Annotated in this window: 17 protein-coding genes; 11 read left to right on the top strand and 6 right to left on the bottom strand. The window is 61.3% G+C overall.

Annotation, left to right across the window (positions count from 1 at the left end; translation table 11 throughout):
* Window positions 1-8 precede the first annotated feature (8 nt).
* The 3 genes from KBZ22_RS00650 to KBZ22_RS00660 are packed head-to-tail and all read right to left on the bottom strand — an operon-like array spanning window position 9 to window position 3,194.
* Entirely contained in the window at window positions 9-2,174 is a 2,166-nt protein-coding gene (locus KBZ22_RS00650) for a transglycosylase domain-containing protein (protein ID WP_255020656.1), read from the bottom strand.
* Window positions 2,155-2,622, bottom strand: a complete 468-nt coding sequence (lspA, locus tag KBZ22_RS00655) for a signal peptidase II (protein ID WP_255020657.1) — start codon at window positions 2,620-2,622, stop codon at window positions 2,155-2,157. The genes KBZ22_RS00650 and lspA overlap by 20 nt, the downstream gene beginning before the upstream one ends.
* Window positions 2,619-3,194 carry a biotin transporter BioY gene (locus KBZ22_RS00660; RefSeq protein ID WP_254941086.1) on the bottom strand — a complete coding sequence of 192 codons (576 nt, stop codon included), beginning with the start codon at window positions 3,192-3,194 and terminating at the stop codon, window positions 2,619-2,621. Before KBZ22_RS00660 ends, lspA begins: the two co-directional genes overlap by 4 nt.
* Before the next feature lie 126 nt (window positions 3,195-3,320).
* On the opposite strand from KBZ22_RS00660, the gene KBZ22_RS00665 reads away from it, so the two are divergent.
* On the top strand, window positions 3,321-3,545 hold the full coding sequence (locus KBZ22_RS00665; protein WP_315858585.1) for an NAD(P)H dehydrogenase assembly family protein: 225 nt from the start codon (window positions 3,321-3,323) through the stop codon (window positions 3,543-3,545).
* Between the two features lie 21 nt (window positions 3,546-3,566).
* Here KBZ22_RS00665 and KBZ22_RS00670 read toward each other — a convergent pair whose 3' ends face one another.
* A complete protein-coding gene (locus tag KBZ22_RS00670) occupies window positions 3,567-4,871 on the bottom strand; it encodes a pitrilysin family protein (protein WP_255020658.1) in 1,305 nt (434 codons plus the stop codon).
* Window positions 4,868-6,136, bottom strand: a complete 1,269-nt coding sequence (locus KBZ22_RS00675; protein ID WP_254941083.1) for a pitrilysin family protein — start codon at window positions 6,134-6,136, stop codon at window positions 4,868-4,870. Before KBZ22_RS00675 ends, KBZ22_RS00670 begins: the two co-directional genes overlap by 4 nt.
* 49 nt (window positions 6,137-6,185) lie before the next feature.
* Here KBZ22_RS00675 and KBZ22_RS00680 point away from each other — a divergent pair, with 49 nt between their 5' ends.
* From KBZ22_RS00680 to recG, 10 genes are all read left to right on the top strand, one after another.
* Window positions 6,186-6,965, top strand: a complete 780-nt coding sequence (locus KBZ22_RS00680) for a phycocyanobilin:ferredoxin oxidoreductase (protein WP_396111412.1) — start codon at window positions 6,186-6,188, stop codon at window positions 6,963-6,965.
* Complete coding sequence (locus tag KBZ22_RS00685) at window positions 6,962-7,897, top strand: HlyD family efflux transporter periplasmic adaptor subunit (RefSeq protein WP_255020659.1); 936 nt, start codon at window positions 6,962-6,964, stop codon at window positions 7,895-7,897. Before KBZ22_RS00680 ends, KBZ22_RS00685 begins: the two co-directional genes overlap by 4 nt.
* Window positions 7,897-9,069: an ABC transporter permease DevC gene (gene devC / locus KBZ22_RS00690; RefSeq protein ID WP_255020660.1), complete on the top strand. Its 1,173-nt coding sequence runs from the start codon at window positions 7,897-7,899 to the stop codon at window positions 9,067-9,069. Before KBZ22_RS00685 ends, devC begins: the two co-directional genes overlap by 1 nt.
* A complete protein-coding gene (locus tag KBZ22_RS00695; RefSeq protein ID WP_255020661.1) occupies window positions 9,069-9,761 on the top strand; it encodes a DevA family ABC transporter ATP-binding protein in 693 nt (230 codons plus the stop codon). The genes devC and KBZ22_RS00695 overlap by 1 nt, the downstream gene beginning before the upstream one ends.
* A 35-nt stretch (window positions 9,762-9,796) precedes the next feature.
* Window positions 9,797-9,952 (top strand): hypothetical protein, encoded by a 156-nt coding sequence (locus tag KBZ22_RS00700; RefSeq protein WP_011129965.1) that lies wholly within the window; start codon window positions 9,797-9,799, stop codon window positions 9,950-9,952.
* Window positions 9,953-10,028: 76 nt separating this feature from the next.
* Complete coding sequence (locus tag KBZ22_RS00705; RefSeq protein WP_255020662.1) at window positions 10,029-10,982, top strand: glycosyltransferase family 2 protein; 954 nt, start codon at window positions 10,029-10,031, stop codon at window positions 10,980-10,982.
* A 142-nt stretch (window positions 10,983-11,124) separates the two neighbouring features.
* On the top strand, window positions 11,125-11,838 hold the full coding sequence (gene rpsB / locus KBZ22_RS00710; protein ID WP_094559589.1) for a 30S ribosomal protein S2: 714 nt from the start codon (window positions 11,125-11,127) through the stop codon (window positions 11,836-11,838).
* A 53-nt stretch (window positions 11,839-11,891) separates the two neighbouring features.
* On the top strand, window positions 11,892-12,551 hold the full coding sequence (gene tsf / locus KBZ22_RS00715) for a translation elongation factor Ts (protein WP_106501824.1): 660 nt from the start codon (window positions 11,892-11,894) through the stop codon (window positions 12,549-12,551).
* A gap of 11 nt (window positions 12,552-12,562) precedes the next feature.
* Window positions 12,563-13,693: a hypothetical protein gene (locus tag KBZ22_RS00720; RefSeq protein WP_255020663.1), complete on the top strand. Its 1,131-nt coding sequence runs from the start codon at window positions 12,563-12,565 to the stop codon at window positions 13,691-13,693.
* The gene (gene recG / locus KBZ22_RS00725) at window positions 13,642-16,152 is read left to right on the top strand and encodes an ATP-dependent DNA helicase RecG (RefSeq protein WP_255020664.1); all 2,511 of its coding nucleotides are present in this window, start codon (window positions 13,642-13,644) and stop codon (window positions 16,150-16,152) included. The genes KBZ22_RS00720 and recG overlap by 52 nt, the downstream gene beginning before the upstream one ends.
* 39 nt (window positions 16,153-16,191) lie before the next feature.
* On the opposite strand, the gene KBZ22_RS00730 is transcribed toward recG, so the two are convergent.
* Window positions 16,192-17,184 carry a sigma-70 family RNA polymerase sigma factor gene (locus KBZ22_RS00730; RefSeq protein WP_254941075.1) on the bottom strand — a complete coding sequence of 331 codons (993 nt, stop codon included), beginning with the start codon at window positions 17,182-17,184 and terminating at the stop codon, window positions 16,192-16,194.
* Window positions 17,185-17,251 lie beyond the last annotated feature (67 nt).

The raw sequence follows: 17,251 nt of genomic DNA on the forward strand, positions 1-17,251 counted from the left end.
CTCAGGCATCAGGATCTGGCTGCTCGGATGATCTCGCTCCACAGTCCTGCAGCCAAGGCGCTGCTGGCGCGGCTGGGGCTGTTGTCGTCATTACCCAACCAGATACCCACCACCCAATGGAGCTGGGGTTCATAGCCAACAAAGAGCAAATCGCGGCTGTCATTGGTTGTGCCGGTTTTGCCACCCTCCTGGCCGCCAAGACTGGCCATCTGGCCTGTACCCCGCTGCACCACAGCCCGCAGCAACTGCTGCATGGCGCGGGCCGTCGCCTCGCTGCTGACACGGCGTCCCGCCTGGGATGTTGTAGGCACGTTGGCCTGGCGGCACTGGCTTGATGACTGGCCACTACATGCCTCTCCATCGGTAAGGCGCCGAATTGTGCTGGGGGAGTGCCAAACGCCACCGTTGGCGATCGCCGCGTAGGCAGCTGTGAGCTCCAGCAGGGTTACCTCGCTCTGGCCGAGGGCCAATCCGGGCACGGCCGCTAGGGGGCTGGTGAAGCCAAGATCACGGGCTTTCTGCACCAAGGCATCAAGGCCTACCCGCTGGGCCAGACGCAGCGCTGCCGTGTTGCTACTGATGGCAAAGGCAGATACCAGGCTCAAATTGCCACCACAACCGCTGCTAAAGCTCTGACCGCGCCAGCGCAATGGTGAGCAGCTGATTGGATCACTGGGCTTCCCGCCCCGCTCGAGAGCGATCAAATAGGGAATCAGCTTGAAGGTGCTGCCTGGCTGGCGCAAGGCCATCGTGGCTCGATTGAACTGGCTCTGGCGGTAGTCGCGACCGCCGGCAAGGGCCAGGATGCCGCCTGTGCGCGAATCGAGCACCACCACGGCCCCTTCCCCAACCCCCAGTGACTTGCTATCGCTAAGTCGTTGACGCAGCAACCGTTCCACCTGCTCCTGCAGGTGGCGATCCAAATAGGTATCGATCAGGAAATTGCCCTCGGCCGCCACCTCTGCCCCCACCAGCTGATCGAGGTCGCGGCCCACCTGATCTGAATAAAAGGGGACTCCGCGTAGGGAGGTGCTGCTGCGGCAGGCCTGGGACGAAAGCTGGATTGGGCTACGGCGGCCGCTGCGGGCCTGATCGGCACTGATGCGGCCCGTATCTCCCATCTTGCTGAGCACGGCATTGCGAGAGCTCAGGGCCGCCTGGGGATCGAAGCAGGGGTCGTAGCCATTGGGCGAGGGAAGCAGGCCCACCAGTAGGGCGGCCTCCTCAAGCTTTAGGTCGCTGGCGGGCTTACCGAAATAGTGGCGGGAGGCATCCTCAAAACCCCAGCCAACACCTAGATAAACCCGGTTGAGGTAGCTCAGTAGAAGATCCCGCTTGCTGAAACGGGCCTCAAGCTGTAGCGCCACCAGCAGCTCACGCCACTTACGGCCCAGGGTTTCACCTTGACCCACCTGATCGGTGTACAAGCTGCGGGCCAGTTGCTGGGTGAGAGTGCTGCCCCCCTCCAGTACCCGTCCTCCGAGCACGTTGGTAACAAGGGCTCGGCCCGTACCAACCGGGTCGACGCCGGGATGCCACCAGAAACGGCTGTCCTCACTGGCAAGCAGGGCATCGATCAACACCCGGGGATAGCCCTGCAAGCCTTTGAGCTCCCGATGCTCTTTGGCCTGGGCTGTTGCGATTGCTTTGCCCTGCCGGTCGTAGAGAACCAGCGGCCCTCTCACCGTGGCGAGGCTGCCGCGTATGGGCACCTGGAGGCCGGAGATGGCCTGCAGGCCAAGGCCGCCTAGGGCCACCGCCGCAAGCATCAAGCTCGTTGCTCGCAGCAACCTTTGCAGCTGGGGCAGGGGACGGATCTGAAAATCGAGCTCAGGCAGTCCCGCCTCCTGGCTGGGGCCGAAGCGCAGGCTGTCGCCGTCGCGAAGCAACAACTGCTGGACCCGCCGGCCCTGCCACCAGAGGCCGTTGGTTGAGCTGTCGTCGCTTAGCAACCAGTGGGATCCGCGTCGCTCCAGCAGGGCGTGCTGGCGGCTGACCGCCGGATGGTCAACGCAAATTTGGCAGTCTTTGTCGCGCCCGATGCGGTAGATGCCCGGGTGCAGGGGCACCAGGCGCGAGGCTTGGCCCGGTAGATGCACCTGGAGTTGGGCTTGCCCGGGCTGGCTGAACCGCTGCCAACGGCGGCCTAGGGCTTCAAACGCCGGCTTGGCCATGGTTACCCAGCAGCTCGATGGCGAAGCAAAGTACCGCCAGGTTGATGGCCACATCGGCCAGGTTGAACACCGGGAAGGAAACCGGCACCAGGGCTAAAAAATCCACCACATAGCCAAGACGCCAGCGATCGAGCCCGTTGCCGAGCGCTCCCCCCAGCAGCAGCCCTATCCCAAGGGTGCGGGTGAGGGTCAACTGACCCTGCCTCTGAATCCAGACAGCCACACCAATGGAGACCAGAAGGCTCACCAGGCCGAGTAATTGGGGGTTGCCACTAAACAGGCTGAAGGCAGCTCCGGTGTTGCGGACAAGCTGCAGTGAAAGGAGCCCCGGCAGAAAAGTTGAATTGCTTCCTAGCGGCAGATTGGCAACGGCTAGAGCCTTGCTGAGCTGGTCCAGCAGCAACACCAAGGCAGCGCTGGCGAAGGCGAGATTGCGCAGCCGACTCATGACTCCACCAGCAACAGACGGCGCAGCAGCAGGGCCATCAGGGCTACGGCGCAACAAAGGAGCAACTGTGGTATTAGGGGCGCCAGGCTGTAGCTGAACAGCAGGATTCCAAGATTTGGTCCCCAGCGGCCAGCAAGTGCTCCCAGTAACAGGTTGGCTATGCCGCAGACCTGCAGGACTCCCAGCCCGACCACTGCGGCGCCAAACAAACTCAGCGGGTCGTCCATGCCCTGCTGGCGCACGAGCTTGCCGGTGAGCCAGGCTGCCGGGATGAAGCCAGCCAGATAACCAAAGCCAGGATCCAACAGGTAGGCGGCACCTCCCCCGCCCTGAAACACAGGCAGCTGGAACAGGCCCAGGCTCAGGTAAGCAACTGCTGCGAGCATGCCGCTGCGGGGGCCGCAGACCAAGGCGGTTAGCAGCAGTGCAGGCACCTGCAGGGTGATGGGCAGGGTCGTGAGGTTCCAGCCGCCGCTGGCGGCCGGAAGCGGAGCGGCGGCCTGAATCAGCCCGCCTACCAAGATCAGCAGCAGACCGGCGATTGCGCCGCTCCAAGTGGCTAGGGCCCTCAACTGATCACATCGTTTCTGGCTCCCATTTTGGGGGGTCGTGCCAATGGGGCCGCTAACTTCTAGATATCAAGAGAAGCTATGGACGAGCCGCTAGGAGCCGAGTCGTTGGAGCCACTCCCTTTTGCTGTGGGGCCACTGCCATTTGCCGTGGGAGATGCGGTGCAGCTGAAGGGCCGGCCTAACTACCTGAAAACAGCTGATCCCATGCCGATGTTGCGTCCGCCAGACCTGGTGGACAGCGATGAGCAGGGTGAGGTGCTGGCCATTAAGGCGCGCAATCAACTGGCTGTTCGCTTTCGTCGCGGCACCTTTTTGCTGGAAGCTGACCAACTACAAGCTGCCGCGCCTTAATCAGGCACTGGGAACGGCCTATCAGGAACTGAGATCGTGGCTTTGCCAGGCCAGTTCTGCGGCGGCTAGGGCTGGCGCGGGACCACAGATGCTGAGGGAGGGAGCAGAAAGCCTGCGGCGAGCTGCCTCCAGCAAGGTGCCTGCATCCAGATGCTGAGCCCGCTCCAGGCTGTCCTCCACGTAACTCCAGCCCAGGCCGTGGCCCAGCACCAGCGCCTGACGATCGGCGATTTGGCCGCAGGTCTGGCGCCCCATGGCGTCCTGGCCGCGGTATTTGGCCTTAGCTAAAGCGAGCTCAGGCACGCTCAAGGGCTGATCTAGTACTCGTTGCCACTCCTCCAGAAGAGCGGTGGTGGCCTCCTCTGCTCGCTCAGCGGAAGTGGAGAGGTGCCAGATAAAGGGCGTGGCGCCGCGCCGTGCCGGCATGTGGACCCCAACGTCGTAGGCCAGGCCCCGCTCCTCCCTCATGGTCACAAAAAGACGGCTGGACATGCCCATGCCCAGGTGGGCCTGAAGCAGCCTCAGGGCCAGACCATCCGGATCGCCCAGGGGCACGGTAGCCGTACCCAGCATCAGTACCAATTGCTCAGTGTCCTGCTCCAAGGAGCCAAAGCGCTCCTGCCCGGATGCTGCTCCCGGTCCGGCGCCGGGGCTTGGCGGGGCCGTATTCCAAGGGCACTGATTCAGAAGGGGATTGAGCAGCTGGGGTAGTTCGTCATCCAGATCGCCGCAGGCCACTAAAAGGGCGCCGTTCTGGCCGAGATCAGGCACCAACGCCCCTATCTGTTCGGTGTGCAGGGCAGCTAATTCCCCATCTACACCGAGGGGATCGTGGCCATAGGGCCCATCGCCGTAGAGCATGTGGCGCAGCTGGTCGTGGGCTAGCTGGAACGGATCTTCCCGCTGGCGCTGCAGGCTCTGGAGATTCAGGTCCCGCTCTAGCTCGAGTTGGTCAGGGCTGAGCCAGGGCTGCCTGGCCATTGACAGCAACAGGGGCAGCAGCTCGCTCGTGTCGCTGCTGGCGCACTTGAGGCTGATCACCAGGAAGTCTTCGGCGGCTTCAGCACGCAGGGCCGCCCCGCGACCCTCCACTAGGTCGGCCAAGGCTTCTGGCCCATAGTTGCCGCAGCCGCGGGTCATCAAGCCCGCCAGCAATTGACCAGCCCCGCGCTGGCCCGGCAGATCCTGACTGCTGCCTCCCCGTATCCACAGCCGGCAGGCCACGATCGCCGGTCCAGGCCGGCGCTGCCAGATCAGCGGTAGGCCGCCCTGAAGGCTGGTGTGCTGCCAGTTGGTAGAGGATGGATGGGTGCTGGTGCTGGTCATGCCGGCACCGCCTCGAGCACGCAGGCCCGGCTCGGATCCAGCAGGGGAACGGCCTGCTGCAGCAATTCGGACGCACTCCAGCGACCAATCTCTTCTAGTGGCAGCTCCAACCTGTGGTGGCGCCCCCAGAGGCGGTTGTTGCCTATCAGGCCAGCCACGCTGCCAGCGGCCTCTAAACCAAAGCGGTAGCCATTGGCCACCAGCCGCTGGGCTCGCTGCCATTCCGCCTCAGCCATACCCTCCTGCAACAGCTCATACCAGACCGCATCAATCGCTTTGCGAACGGAGGCCAGCTCTTCCGTTTCGCAGATCGCCTCCAGCAGGGCAAAGCTGCCGAACTCCATTACGTGCAGATCGAGATCAATGCTTTCCACGATGCGCAGTTGCTCTCGCAGCCTCTCCACTAAGCGGCTGCGGCGCCCCTCGGCCAGCACGGTTGTGAGAAGGTCTGCGCCCATCACGTCGTGCAAATGAGAGGCGGGAGGCAGACCCCAGAGCATCAGTAGGCGCGCCGATTCGAGCCGCGGCACTTCGATCCGGTGCTCCCCTGGCTGCACTAAAAGGGCTGGTCGGCGGCAGGGCTCCTCCAACAGCGGCAATTGGGCCAGGCCACTGGCGTCGATGCGTTCGGCCAGGGTCTCCAGTTCGAGGGCGCCGCCCATGGCCAGCACGCAACGGTTGGCGCCATAAAGACGCCGATGGAAGGCGGCCATGGCATCGGGTGTCTGCTCAAGCAGCAGTTCGCGCTGGCCCAGGATCGGTTCGCCGTAGGCATGCTTTGGGCAGCCAAGTCGAAGTAACTGCTGCAGAGCGATTTCATCGGGCTGATCTTCGCTTTGGGCCAGCTCCTCGAGCACCACCTGCCTCTCCATGTCGAAGGCTGCGGCATCGAGGCGGGGATGCAGCACCAGATCAAGCAGTAGGTCGAGGGCGTCTGCAGCCGCCTCCGGTGGGATCAAAACGTGGTAGTGAACGTCGTCGAAGCCGGTGGCGGCATTGCTGTTGCCACCCATCGCCTCGATGCGAAGGTCGAATTCACCAGGCCCAAGCCGCTCGCTGCCCTTGAACACCATATGTTCAAGGAAATGGGCCATTCCGCTTTCTGCGGCAGATTCAAAAACGCTGCCTGCCCGGCACCAAAAGTCGAGGCAAACCAGCGGCGAGTCGGGCAAGGACAGGCTGACCACGGTGGCGCCGTTGGCAAGAAGTTGGTCGCTGGGATTAGCCAGCCCTGGCAGCAGGGGCTGGGATGGGGCCAGGGGCAAGGCTCAGATGCGTGGCAGGATCTGCATTCTGCTGGCTGCACCTCCTGTCGTGAGTTCCGCCCCCGCTTCGTCTCAGAGTCCCGACGCTGGCCCCGAGGGCTTTGGCGCCGAAAGCGGCGCGATTCACCCCCTGATGGAGGCCCTAGCGGCGCGGATTCGTACGTTCTGGCAGGGCCTGCCAGAATTGGAAGCGTTTGCGGTTTCTCCCGATCTCGAAGCCATCAGTGGCAGCCTCGATGGCGAATCGCTATTCATACGCAATGAGCTGCGTCGCTGCCTAGGACTGCGCAAGCTGCACCTAGAAACCGCTCGCCTTGGAGCGGGATTGCAGATTTTGCACTGCGTACTCTTCCCGGATCCCCGCTTCGACCTACCTGTTTTTGGGGCAGACATCGTGGCCGGCCCGGCCGGGGTCTCCGCCGCCATCGTCGACCTGTCGCCAGTTTGCGGGGAGCTACCAATTGCTATCGCCGAAGCTCTTGCTGCAATGCCCCGCATCAGCTTTGAACAGGAACGGGAGCTGCCGGGCTGGGCGTCAATTTTTTCGCCCTACGTTCGCTTTGTGAGACCCACGAGCGCCGCTGAGGAGGCCGGGTTTCTAGATGAGGTCAGCGGCTACCTCGATGTGCTGGCGTCGGCCATAGCCACCAGCGAGGCTCAGGCACCAACCCACCCAGCTACGCTTGCCAGATGGCAGGGTCAGCACCGGTATTGCAAGCAACAGAAACAAAACGACAAGACTCGCCGGGTGCTGGAGAAGGCCTTCAACCCGGAGTGGGCCGATCGTTACATCGAGGAGTTGTTGTTCGACGATCCGCCAGCACCGTGAAGAGCGTCTTGCTGGGAATTAACCGGCTTTGGTGGGTCGGCGGAGCGGCCTTGGTGTTGATTTTGGCTGTCGCCCTAGTCCGCCAGCAGCGACCATCCCCAGTGACTGAACCGGTGGTTGCCGTCACTCCTAGTAATCAGGAAGCGGTGGCAGCACTTGGCCGGCTGGAGCCGGCTGGTGATGTGCGCTTGCTGGCGGCCCCCATCAGCGGCATTGGCGGTAGCCCCCGTATTTCCGAGCTTTTGGTTGAGGAAGGCGACCGCGTGAGCAGTGGCCAGCTGCTGGCTCGCTTTGACACAGCTCCGACCCTTGTGGCCCAACAACGTCTAATCGAGGCTCGTCTTCGCAACCTTGACATCAGATTGGCTGTACAAACCCGCGACGTCCGTCGCTACCGCCAGCTGAGTCGTTCCGGCGCCATACCTAGCGGTGAGCTGGACAACCGCGAGACGGACCTGCTCAAACTTCAGGGGGATCGCAACGAGGCATGGGCTGAACGCGAGAAACTCAAAGCTGAGTTGCTGCTTACCGAACTACGGGCGCCCATGGCTGGCACCGTGCTCAAACTCCATGCACGAGTTGGAGAGCGCCCGACTGAAACAGGCGTACTTGAACTCGGCGCCAGCAACCGCATGCAGGCCTTGGTTGAGGTCTACGAAAGTGACATCGACCGAGTGCGCCTTGGCCAGAGCGTCTCTTTGATTAGCGAAAACGGTGGTTATCAAGGCACCCTTACTGGCGAGGTGATTCGCATTAGTCCCCAGGTGCGGCAGCGTTCAGTGCTTTCGACCGATCCCACCGGAGACGCCGATGCCAGGGTTGTGGAGGTGCGGGTGGCCCTAGAACCTGCTGATAGCCAGCGGGTGCGTGATCTGACGGGCTTAAAGGTGATTGCGCGCCTCGCTGCCACCAAGGCGCCTGGGCAGCCCTGATGCTTGGCCGTATCTGGCAGGGCCGCCGCATTCCCCTTGCCTGGCTGCTGTTGACTCGCCAGCCCGTACGCCTGGCTGTCGCCCTGGCTGGCATCGCCTTCGCCGGCATCTTGATGTTTATGCAGCTGGGCTTCAGGGACGGCCTGTTTGATGCGAGCGTCACTATTCACCGCCTCTTTGACACCGACCTGGTGTTAATCAGCCCCCGTTCCAGCAGCTCGGTGAGCATGGCCGGCTTTCCCCGCCGCCGTCTTGTGCAGGCCATGGCAGATCCAGATGTGGAGGGGATTACTCCGGTTCACTGGAATTTGCTGCTTTGGCGCAACCCAGACACCAAGGCAACCCGCTCAATCCTCACCCTGGGCTTTGAACCTGCCGATCCCCTATTCACCGACCCCAGCCTCGCGCCTAAGGCAAAGCTTTTGCAGGATCGGGGCCGAGTGCTGTTTGATGAGCTCTCCAGGCCAGAGTTTGGGCCTGTAGCCGAATGGTTTCGCGGCGGACGCACCGTCGAAAGCGAGATCAATGGCAAGAAAGTAAGGGTTGCCGGACTGGTGGGGCTCGGCACCTCCTTTGGCGCTGATGGCAATCTGCTCACCAGCCAGGAGACCTATCTCCAGCTACTGCCAAATACTCCTCCAGGCAGCATTGAGGTGGGACTGATCCGCTTGCGAGCTGGGGCCGATGCCGATGAGGTAGTTGAGAGGCTGAAGCGGGATCTACCAGATGACGTCAGCGTGCTGACCAAAACAGGTTTTATCGCCTTTGAGCAGAACTACTGGAGATCCAGCACCTCGATCGGTTTCATTTTCACTCTCGGCGCTGCCATGGGTTTCGTGGTGGGCTGTGTAATCGTCTACCAGATTTTGTATTCGGACGTAAGCGATCATCTGCCGGAATACGCCACCTTGATGGCGATGGGCTACCGGCTCCCCACCCTGCTTGGAGTGGTAGCTAGGGAGGGAATACTTCTGGCTGTATTCGGATATCTGCCAGCCTACGCCGCCGGCCAGGGTCTCTATTTACTAGTGCGCAATGCCACCCAGCTACCGGTATCAATGAATCTGACCAGGGCACTGACGGTGTTCATCATGATTTTGGTGATGTGTATGGGCTCGGCAACCCTGGCGATGCGGCGGCTTGGTGACGCCGACCCCGCGGAGATTTTCTGATGGCTGCGATGGTGCGCCTGGAAGGCTTGAGACATTCATTTGGCAGTGGCGTCAATCGCCGCCAGGTGCTCCAGGACATCAGCCTTTGCGTCGATCCCGGTGAAGTGGTGCTGCTTACCGGCCCCTCCGGCTGCGGCAAAACAACCCTGTTGACACTGATTGGGGCTCTGCGCCAGGTGCAGGAAGGCTCGGTACAGGTATTTGGTGAAGAGCTCAAGGGAGCAAGCCGCGCCGACCGGCTCAAGTTGCGCCGCAGGATCGGCATGATCATTCAGGGCCACAATCTGCTCAGGTGCCTTACGGCGGAACAAAACGTGCAGATGGGTGCAGACCTGCTGAAAGGTCTCAGTTATCGAGCCCGTAGGGATAGATCTCGGGAATGGTTGCGGGTCGTGGGGCTGAGCGACCATTTCGGCAAGCTGCCCCATGATCTCTCCGGCGGGCAGAAGCAAAGGGTCTCGATCGCCCGGGCTCTAGCCGCCAGGCCCCAGCTCCTATTGGCCGATGAGCCCACGGCATCTCTTGACTCCCGTACCGGTCGTGAGGTGGTCGAGCTGCTTAAGGGGCTAGCCAAGGACCAGGGTTGCGGTGTGTTGATGGTGACCCACGACCCTCGGATTCTTGATGTGGCAGACCGTCTTGTACAGATGGAGGACGGTCAGTTGAGCAACGGCGCCTTCGCAATTGAGTAAGGTGGAGGATCGCATCTCTCCAACACGCCGCTCGCATGGCTAAGCGCAGGAATCTCAAGAAGGAAAAGCAAGAGCGGAATCGCTCCTACGCGCGCAAATTCAAGAAGCGCAAGCTGCGCAACGACGGCCGCGGTGAAGGCGCCGGCAATGGTGTGACCGGCACAGCCAACAACGGTGGCGCCGCCGACTGATCAGTGCAGCCCTTGCATCGCTGAGGGGATCCGGAAGGATCCCCTTTTTGCTGTTTAGACCCTCGCGGCGACTCCGATGTTCCTCAGCGTCGTCATCCCCACCTACAACCGCCTGCCGATCCTGCAGAAGTGCCTGCTGGCCCTTGAGGCCCAGGATCCTGCAGCGGAGATCACGGGCTATGAGGTTGTACTCGTCGACGATGGCTCAACCGATGCCACCGTTAGTTGGCTGCGGCAGCACAGCCTGCAGCTGCCGCACCTGCGACTGATCGAGCAGGAACACGGTGGGCCGGCTCAGGGCCGCAATCGGGGTGTGGAGGCAGCCCGCGGCGACGTGGTCGTTTTCATAGACAGCGACTTGGTGGTCACCCCCAGCTTTCTGCGTTGCCACGCTGTAGCACTAGAGCGCGAGTGGCAGCGGCGCGGCAATCGCCTCTGTTTCACCTATGGGGCCGTCATAAACACCGCCAATTTCCAGGATCCCTGCAGCGAACCACACAAGCTTCAGGATCATTCCTTTGCCTATTTCGCCACCGGCAACGTGGCGATTGATCGGCAGCTGCTTGAGCAGGCTGGCCTGTTTGATACGCGTTTCCGTTTGTATGGCTGGGAGGACCTGGAGCTCGGCGAAAGACTGAGGCGGCTTGGAGTTGGCCTGGTGCGCTGCCCGGAGGCCGTTGGCTATCACTGGCATCCAGCTCTGAATTTGGAGCAGATCCCCGATTTGATTCGGGTGGAGCGGGAGCGAGCAAAAATGGGGCTGGTCTTCTACCGAAAGCATCCAACCCGGCGGGTGCGGCTGATCATTCAGTTCACTTGGCTGCATCGCCTGCTCTGGGAGGCGCTCACCCTGGGCGGCCTGCTCAATGAACGCAGCCTGCGGCCTCTGCTGGCCTGGTTGATCCGCCGCGGCCATCCCGGTGTGGCCATGGAGCTGTTGCGAGTGCCGCTCAACCGCCTGGGAGTGCGGGCCCTGTTTGCAGAAGCCAAAGCACTCAAGGGCTCAGGTCCAGCCCATAGCCCTATTTGATAGGGTGCCTAAGTACAAATCACACCGCACACCTGCGTGTTTCGGGTGATCCGAGCAGCAATGCCCGTCGGCCCTTCTGGTCGTACGGGTTGTTCTGGATCCCTGGCAGGTGGAGGCAAACCCGAAACCCCAACCCCAAATTATGGCTGTTGTAACTCTTGCCGAGATGATGGAGGCAGGTGCCCACTTTGGGCACCAAACGCGCCGGTGGAATCCCAAGATGTCGCGCTACATCTATTGCGCGCGCAACGGGGTTCACATCATTGATCTGGTGCAGACCGCCGTCTGCATGAACAACGCCTACAAGTGGACTCGCAGTGCGGCCCGCAGTGGCAAGCGCTTTCTGTTCGTTGGCACCAAGAAGCAGGCTTCTGAAGTGATTGCCCTGGAGGCCACCCGTTGCGGCGCCTCCTATGTCAATCAGCGCTGGCTTGGCGGCATGCTCACCAACTGGACCACGATGCGTGCTCGCATCGATCGGCTCAAGGATCTGGAGCGCATGGAAAGTTCTGGCGCCATCGCTATGCGTCCTAAGAAGGAAGCAGCTGTGCTGCGCCGTGAACTGGAGCGCCTGCAGAAGTATCTGGGTGGTTTGAAGAACATGCGCCGCCTGCCCGACGTTGTCGTGCTGGTCGATCAGCGCCGTGAAACCAACGCCGTGCTCGAAGCTCGCAAGCTTGATATTCCCTTGGTGTCCATGCTCGACACCAACTGCGATCCCGACCTCTGCGACGTGCCAATCCCCTGCAACGACGACGCCGTTCGTTCCGTGCAGCTGGTACTTGGCCGCCTTGCCGATGCCATCAACGAAGGCCGCCACGGAGCTCAAGATCAGGGCCGTGACGACGAGGGCTGATCCCCTTCCCTCTTATCGTTCACAACTTAGTAACCCGTACCCCATACCAACCCATGGCTGAGATTTCGGCAAAGCTGGTTAAAGAACTGCGCGATAAAACCGGCGCAGGAATGATGGACTGCAAGAAGGCGCTTTCTGAATGTGGTGGTGATGCCACCAAAGCCACCGAATGGCTGCGCCAGAAGGGCATTGCGACCGCTGAGAAAAAGGCTGGACGCACCGCCGCTGAAGGTGCCGTGGGCAGCTACATCCACACTGGCGCTCGTGTGGGCGTGCTGGTGGAGGTCAACTGCGAAACCGACTTCGTTGCCCGTGGCGACGTCTTCCAGGAATTGCTGCGCAATGTGGCCATGCAGATCGCTGCCTGTCCTGGTGTGGAATACGTAAGCACCGATCAGATTCCTGCTGAGATTTCTGAGCGCGAAAAGTCCATCGAGATGGGTCGTGATGATCTCGAGGGCAAACCAGAGCAGATGAAGGTCAAGATCGTTGAGGGCCGAATTGGCAAGCGCCTCAAGGAACTAGCCCTGCTAGATCAGCCTTTCATCAAAGACAGCGCTGTCACCGTGGCGGAGATGGTGAAGCAGGTGGCCGGCAAGGTAGGCGAAAACATCCAGGTGCGTCGCTTCACCCGCTTCACACTTGGTGAGGGCATTGAGGTGGAGAAATCTGATTTCGCGGCCGAAGTGGCAGCCATGAGCCAGACGGCCTGATCAGCAAGCTAGTGACCCCATTGGAGGCTGCCCATCAGCAGCTTGAGGATCTGGAATCCCAGCTGGGGGCCTCCAACCCCCAGCTCTATCGCCACTTGGCTCTCTATCTCCAGGTGCTCAGAGACGGCCTGTTGAACAGTGTTCAACAGGCTTGTTTTCATGTTGCGACCCAAGTGCATCCTGATCGTTACAGCGATCTGGATGGCAACAAGCGCCGGGTGCTGCATCGGCGCATCCGCAACCTGGTGCAGAGGGCTAGCAGCTTGCTCACAGTTGAGCAGACCGCCCACCTAGCCGCTCAGATAGCCAGAGAACACAACAAGCAACGCAGCCGCCAGCGCAGCAGGCTGCTGGCGGCCCTGGGAGGGGACGACTCTGAATCAGAGGAGCACGACCAGCTAGAGGAGACTCCAGCAAGGGGATCAATAAACCTTGGGATGGCCCTTCCGATTGGAGCTGACTTTCTCAGCCCCTCCAGCTTCACCCTCCGCCGCTCGGTTGAGCTGGCGGAGCCCAATAGCAATCACCCAGGGGCTGAGATCGAGGAAGTGGACGAGCAACTTGAAGAGGTAGATGGCCAGCAAGACCGTGAGGTGACGATGCGGGCCATGGCGGAAGCCTTCAGCGATTGGTTGGTGGAGCCGTCCAACCGGACTCCTACGCCATGGGACGGAGGGCGCCTACCTTCAGACCCTGCGCTGCTGCTCGCCTGGATCGCCGGCTTTGAGCAGGCTCTCAGCCGCCGTCTGCGCAATCTCTCCCACGCTCTCAACGTTGAGCTAATGCGACTTGGGATAACCACAACCTTGTTGCCTGTCAGCCTGCTTGATGCTGCTCTTGCAGCGCAACTGGAGAGCCTTGAAGCTCCAGCGAATCTGCTGCGCTTGCCTTTGCCCTTCGGCCCGGAGCCTGCAGCCGGTCGCCTTGAAGCTATAGCGGTGCTGCTCCGGCCTGCTGACCTGGAGCATTCCCTGCCCAAATTGCACACCTGTCGAACCCGGATCCAGCAGCACCGGCAGGAGGTGCGCAGAATGGCACAGCACTATCGCCGTCTTAGTCGGCGGGCTCAGGCATTAGAGGCGGAACAGCTGTGGCTGCAGGACATCAACCCAGCCCAGAGCCTGCCGAGCTGCCCGGACTAGAGGCCTGGCTGCGGGCTCTGCAGCAAGCCCTGCAGGTGGAGGCCGACCGGGGATTTATCGACCTAAAGGGCCGTCAAACCTGCTTCAGCAGCTTTGTGGTGCAGCAATTGCAACTGCGGCCGCAGGATCTGCCTGCCGAAGCCCTGCAGCGCTTACTTGATCTTTCAGCTGGTTTTCAGTCCTATGGCGAGTTGCCTCTAGCCAGGCGCCAGAGCCTTGTGCGAACGGCTAGGGAAAGGCTGCATGCCCTACGCCAGGCCCAGCAGCCAGTGCTGGCGGTGGCGCCACCCCGGCTGCGGCTGATATCAAACTCAACAGTCGCCGGCAAGGCCCCCAATTCAGCCAGCCTCAACGCCGATACGCCCCTCTCGGAAGTTCGCGGGGTTGGCCCCAAGACCGCCAGCTGTTTAGCCCAGCTCGGCTTACTGCTGGTGCGCGACCTGGTGCACTACTACCCGCGTGAGTATCTCGACTACGCCAATCTCGTGCGGGTCAACGGGCTCAAACCGGGAACCACCGCAACGATTGTGGCAACGGTGCGCCGCAGCCATGCCTTTGCCAGCCCGCGCAATCCCAATCTTTCGATTCTCGAACTTCACCTAGTCGATTGCACTGGGCGGATCAAGGTGACTCGCTTTTTTGCCGGGCAGCGCTTTTCCAGTCCTGGTTGGCTGAAATCCCAGCAACGCCTTTTTCCAGTTGGAGCCACCGTCGCGGTCAGTGGTCTGGTCAAGGAAACCCCCTATGGGCCGGCGTTTCAGGATCCGTTGATGGAGGTATTGGAGTCGCCCCAGTCACCGGTGCGCTCCGAAACGATCGGCAGGCTCCTGCCTGTCTACGGCCTCACTGAAGGATTGGGTGCAGACCGGCTGCGCCAGGTGGTCGAAGCCGTGATTCCCTTAGTTAGTAGCTGGCCAGATCCCCTGCCTGAGGCCCTGCGTCGCAGCCAGAAGCTGATGGGCCGCTCCGAAGCGCTTACCCAGATCCATGGGCCCAGCAGCCAGGAGCAGCTGCAGGCAAGCCGCCGCCGCTTGGTTTTTGATGAGTTTTTGCTGCTGCAGTTGGGCCTGGCCCGACGGCGCCGCCAACTGAGCCTGAGACCTGCTCCACCCCTGGCTTTGCCCCCTGGTGGCGAGGGCCTGGTGCAGAAATTTCTGACCATCCTGCCGTTTGGCCTTACCGGTGCCCAGCAAAGGGTGCTGGCTGAGATCCGCGCCGATCTGGCCCGCCCCCAGCCCATGGCCCGTTTGGTGCAAGGGGATGTGGGCAGTGGCAAAACCGTTGTTGCCCTGGCGTCCCTACTCACTGCGATCGAGGCGGGCTGCCAAGGGGCTCTGATGGCCCCTACCGAGGTGCTGGCCGAACAGCACTACCGCAAGCTGGCTGAATGGCTGCCCCAGTTGCACGTCACTTCAGCTCTTCTCACTGGCTCCACCCCAGCTCCGCGACGGCGCCAGCTGCTGCAGGATCTAGTCAACGGTCAGCTGCAACTGCTGGTGGGTACCCACGCCCTGCTGGAGGACCCAGTGCTGTTCGATCGGCTTGGTTTGGTTGTCGTTGATGAACAGCACCGCTTTGGGGTGCGCCAGCGCAATCGCTTACTGGCCAAAGGGCTGCAGCCCCATCTGCTGACGATGACGGCTACACCAATTCCTCGCACCCTGGCTCTGTCTCTTCATGGCGATCTGGATGTCAGCCAGATCGACGAATTACCCCCGGGACGCCAGCCAATCAGCACCAGCATGATCAAAGGCAGTCAGCGCCAGCGGGGCTATGAGCTGATCCGCGAGCAAGTGGCCCTTGGGCAGCGGGCCTATGTGGTGTTGCCGCTGGTGGAGGAGTCGGAGAAGCTCGAGCTGCGCTCGGCTGTGGAGGTGCACCGCCAGCTAAGTGAGGAGGAGTTTCCGGATTTAGCGGTGGGGCTATTGCATGGCCGGCTAAGCAGCGCTGAGAAGCAGGCTGCCATCGGCGCCTTCGCCAGCGGACAAACCCAGGTGCTTGTAAGCACCACGGTCGTGGAGGTGGGGGTTGATGTGCCGGAGGCCAGCGTGATGGTGATTGAACATGCTGAACGCTTCGGCCTTGCCCAGTTGCACCAGCTGCGGGGTCGAGTGGGGCGGGGAGCTGCCTCCTCCTACTGCCTGTTGATCAACGACAGCAGCAACGTGCTGGCCCGCCAGCGGCTTGAGGTGCTGGTGCGCACCAGCGATGGCTTTGAAATAGCCGAGATGGATCTGCGCCTGCGGGGGCCAGGCCAGGTATTAGGTACACGCCAGAGCGGCTTGCCTGATTTGGCACTAGCGAGTCTCACCGAAGATGGAACTGTGCTCGAAGAAGCCCGCGACGTAGCCCGCATGATCACAGCCGCTGATCCGGAATTACAGCAGCATCAGGGGTTAGCCCATGCCCTGGCTGAGCAGCGTCGCCGCCAGATGGATCAAGCGGCCCGGCTTAACTAGCCACCAAAACGCCCCAGGATGAGATGGCGAGCTGCCTACCTAGGCGGATAGGTAGTCGGAAACCTGCCCTGATAAATCACGCATAGAAGCAACAGCCCGACGCTCTAGACCGCGGGCAGTATCACGGCTGATACCAAGTTCGCGGGCCACCGCTGACAAGCTCAAAGCCGTCTCCTGGTCGATGCCGTAACGCATCTTCAGTAATTGGGCTTCCTGTTCAGGCAGCTGATCCAGCAACTTACGGATATTGCTCTTGAGGCAATTTTCTAGGGCTAATTGATCTGGCTGAACCCCGTCGCAGGCTACTTTGTCAAGCAGATTGATGGCTTCCCCTTCGGCTGTGGTGTAATCGCAGCTGAGCGGCTGAACGGCTCGAAACATCAGCTCCTCTACGTCCAGTTCAGACATGCCTACGGCTGAAGCAAGCTCATGAAGCCTGGGCGGACGGCCTAATAGCTGGGTAAGCTCTCGCTGACAGCGTTTGAGCTTGCTGAGGGCGGCCGTTATTGGTGCTGGTAGGCGAATCGTGCGGCTCTTGTTCTTGATTGCTTGAGTGATCCCCTCCCGTATCCACCAGTAGGCGTAGGTAGAAAACTTATATCCACGACTGGGATCAAATTTTTCCACGCCTCGCACCAGGCCAATCGTGCCTTCCTGGATCAGATCTGCAAGCTCAAAGCTGCTGTTGGTGTAGTTCTTGGCGATTGACACCACCAAGCGCAGATTCGCCGACACCATTCTTTCCTTGGCCTGCCTGCCATCTCGGATCCTGGCTTGAAGCTCATCTTTTTCCAGATCGGCAGCAACAGCAAACTCTTGGTCATTAGGGGCAACCCCGCCAGCCCTCAAGGTGAGCTCCTCGCGAACCTCATCGAGTGCGACCAGTTGTTGAACTTGGCGCCCAAGGGTGATCTCCTGCTCGGCGCTCAACAACGGCACCCTGCTGATGTCGCGCATGTAGGAGCGCAACAAATCTCGGCCATGGCTGCCATCTAGGGGGTGATCGCCGCTCAAAACGAAGCGAGTGGGCATGGGCGAGGTCTGGGTGATCGTCAGAGTTTCGAAAACTTAAGAGCTGGATACCCTGATCTGCCGGTCA

This window comes from Cyanobium sp. L1E-Cus, from assembly GCF_024345755.1.
GTDB classification, from domain to species: Bacteria; Cyanobacteriota; Cyanobacteriia; order PCC-6307; family Cyanobiaceae; genus Cyanobium_A; species Cyanobium_A usitatum.

Excerpts from the sequence above, each read along its gene's own strand:
- KBZ22_RS00650 (WP_255020656.1), bottom strand. The coding sequence starts at position 2,174 with ATGGCCAAGCCGGCGTTTGAAGCCCTAGGCCGCCGTTGGCAGCGGTTC.
- lspA (WP_255020657.1), bottom strand. The coding sequence starts at position 2,622 with ATGAGTCGGCTGCGCAATCTCGCCTTCGCCAGCGCTGCCTTGGTGTTG.
- KBZ22_RS00670 (WP_255020658.1), bottom strand. The coding sequence starts at position 4,871 with ATGACCAGCACCAGCACCCATCCATCCTCTACCAACTGGCAGCACACC.
- devC (WP_255020660.1), top strand. The coding sequence starts at position 7,897 with ATGCTTGGCCGTATCTGGCAGGGCCGCCGCATTCCCCTTGCCTGGCTG.
- KBZ22_RS00695 (WP_255020661.1), top strand. The coding sequence starts at position 9,069 with ATGGCTGCGATGGTGCGCCTGGAAGGCTTGAGACATTCATTTGGCAGT.
- KBZ22_RS00700 (WP_011129965.1), top strand. The coding sequence starts at position 9,797 with ATGGCTAAGCGCAGGAATCTCAAGAAGGAAAAGCAAGAGCGGAATCGC.
- KBZ22_RS00705 (WP_255020662.1), top strand. The coding sequence starts at position 10,029 with ATGTTCCTCAGCGTCGTCATCCCCACCTACAACCGCCTGCCGATCCTG.
- rpsB (WP_094559589.1), top strand. The coding sequence starts at position 11,125 with ATGGCTGTTGTAACTCTTGCCGAGATGATGGAGGCAGGTGCCCACTTT.
- tsf (WP_106501824.1), top strand. The coding sequence starts at position 11,892 with ATGGCTGAGATTTCGGCAAAGCTGGTTAAAGAACTGCGCGATAAAACC.
- KBZ22_RS00730 (WP_254941075.1), bottom strand. The coding sequence starts at position 17,184 with ATGCCCACTCGCTTCGTTTTGAGCGGCGATCACCCCCTAGATGGCAGC.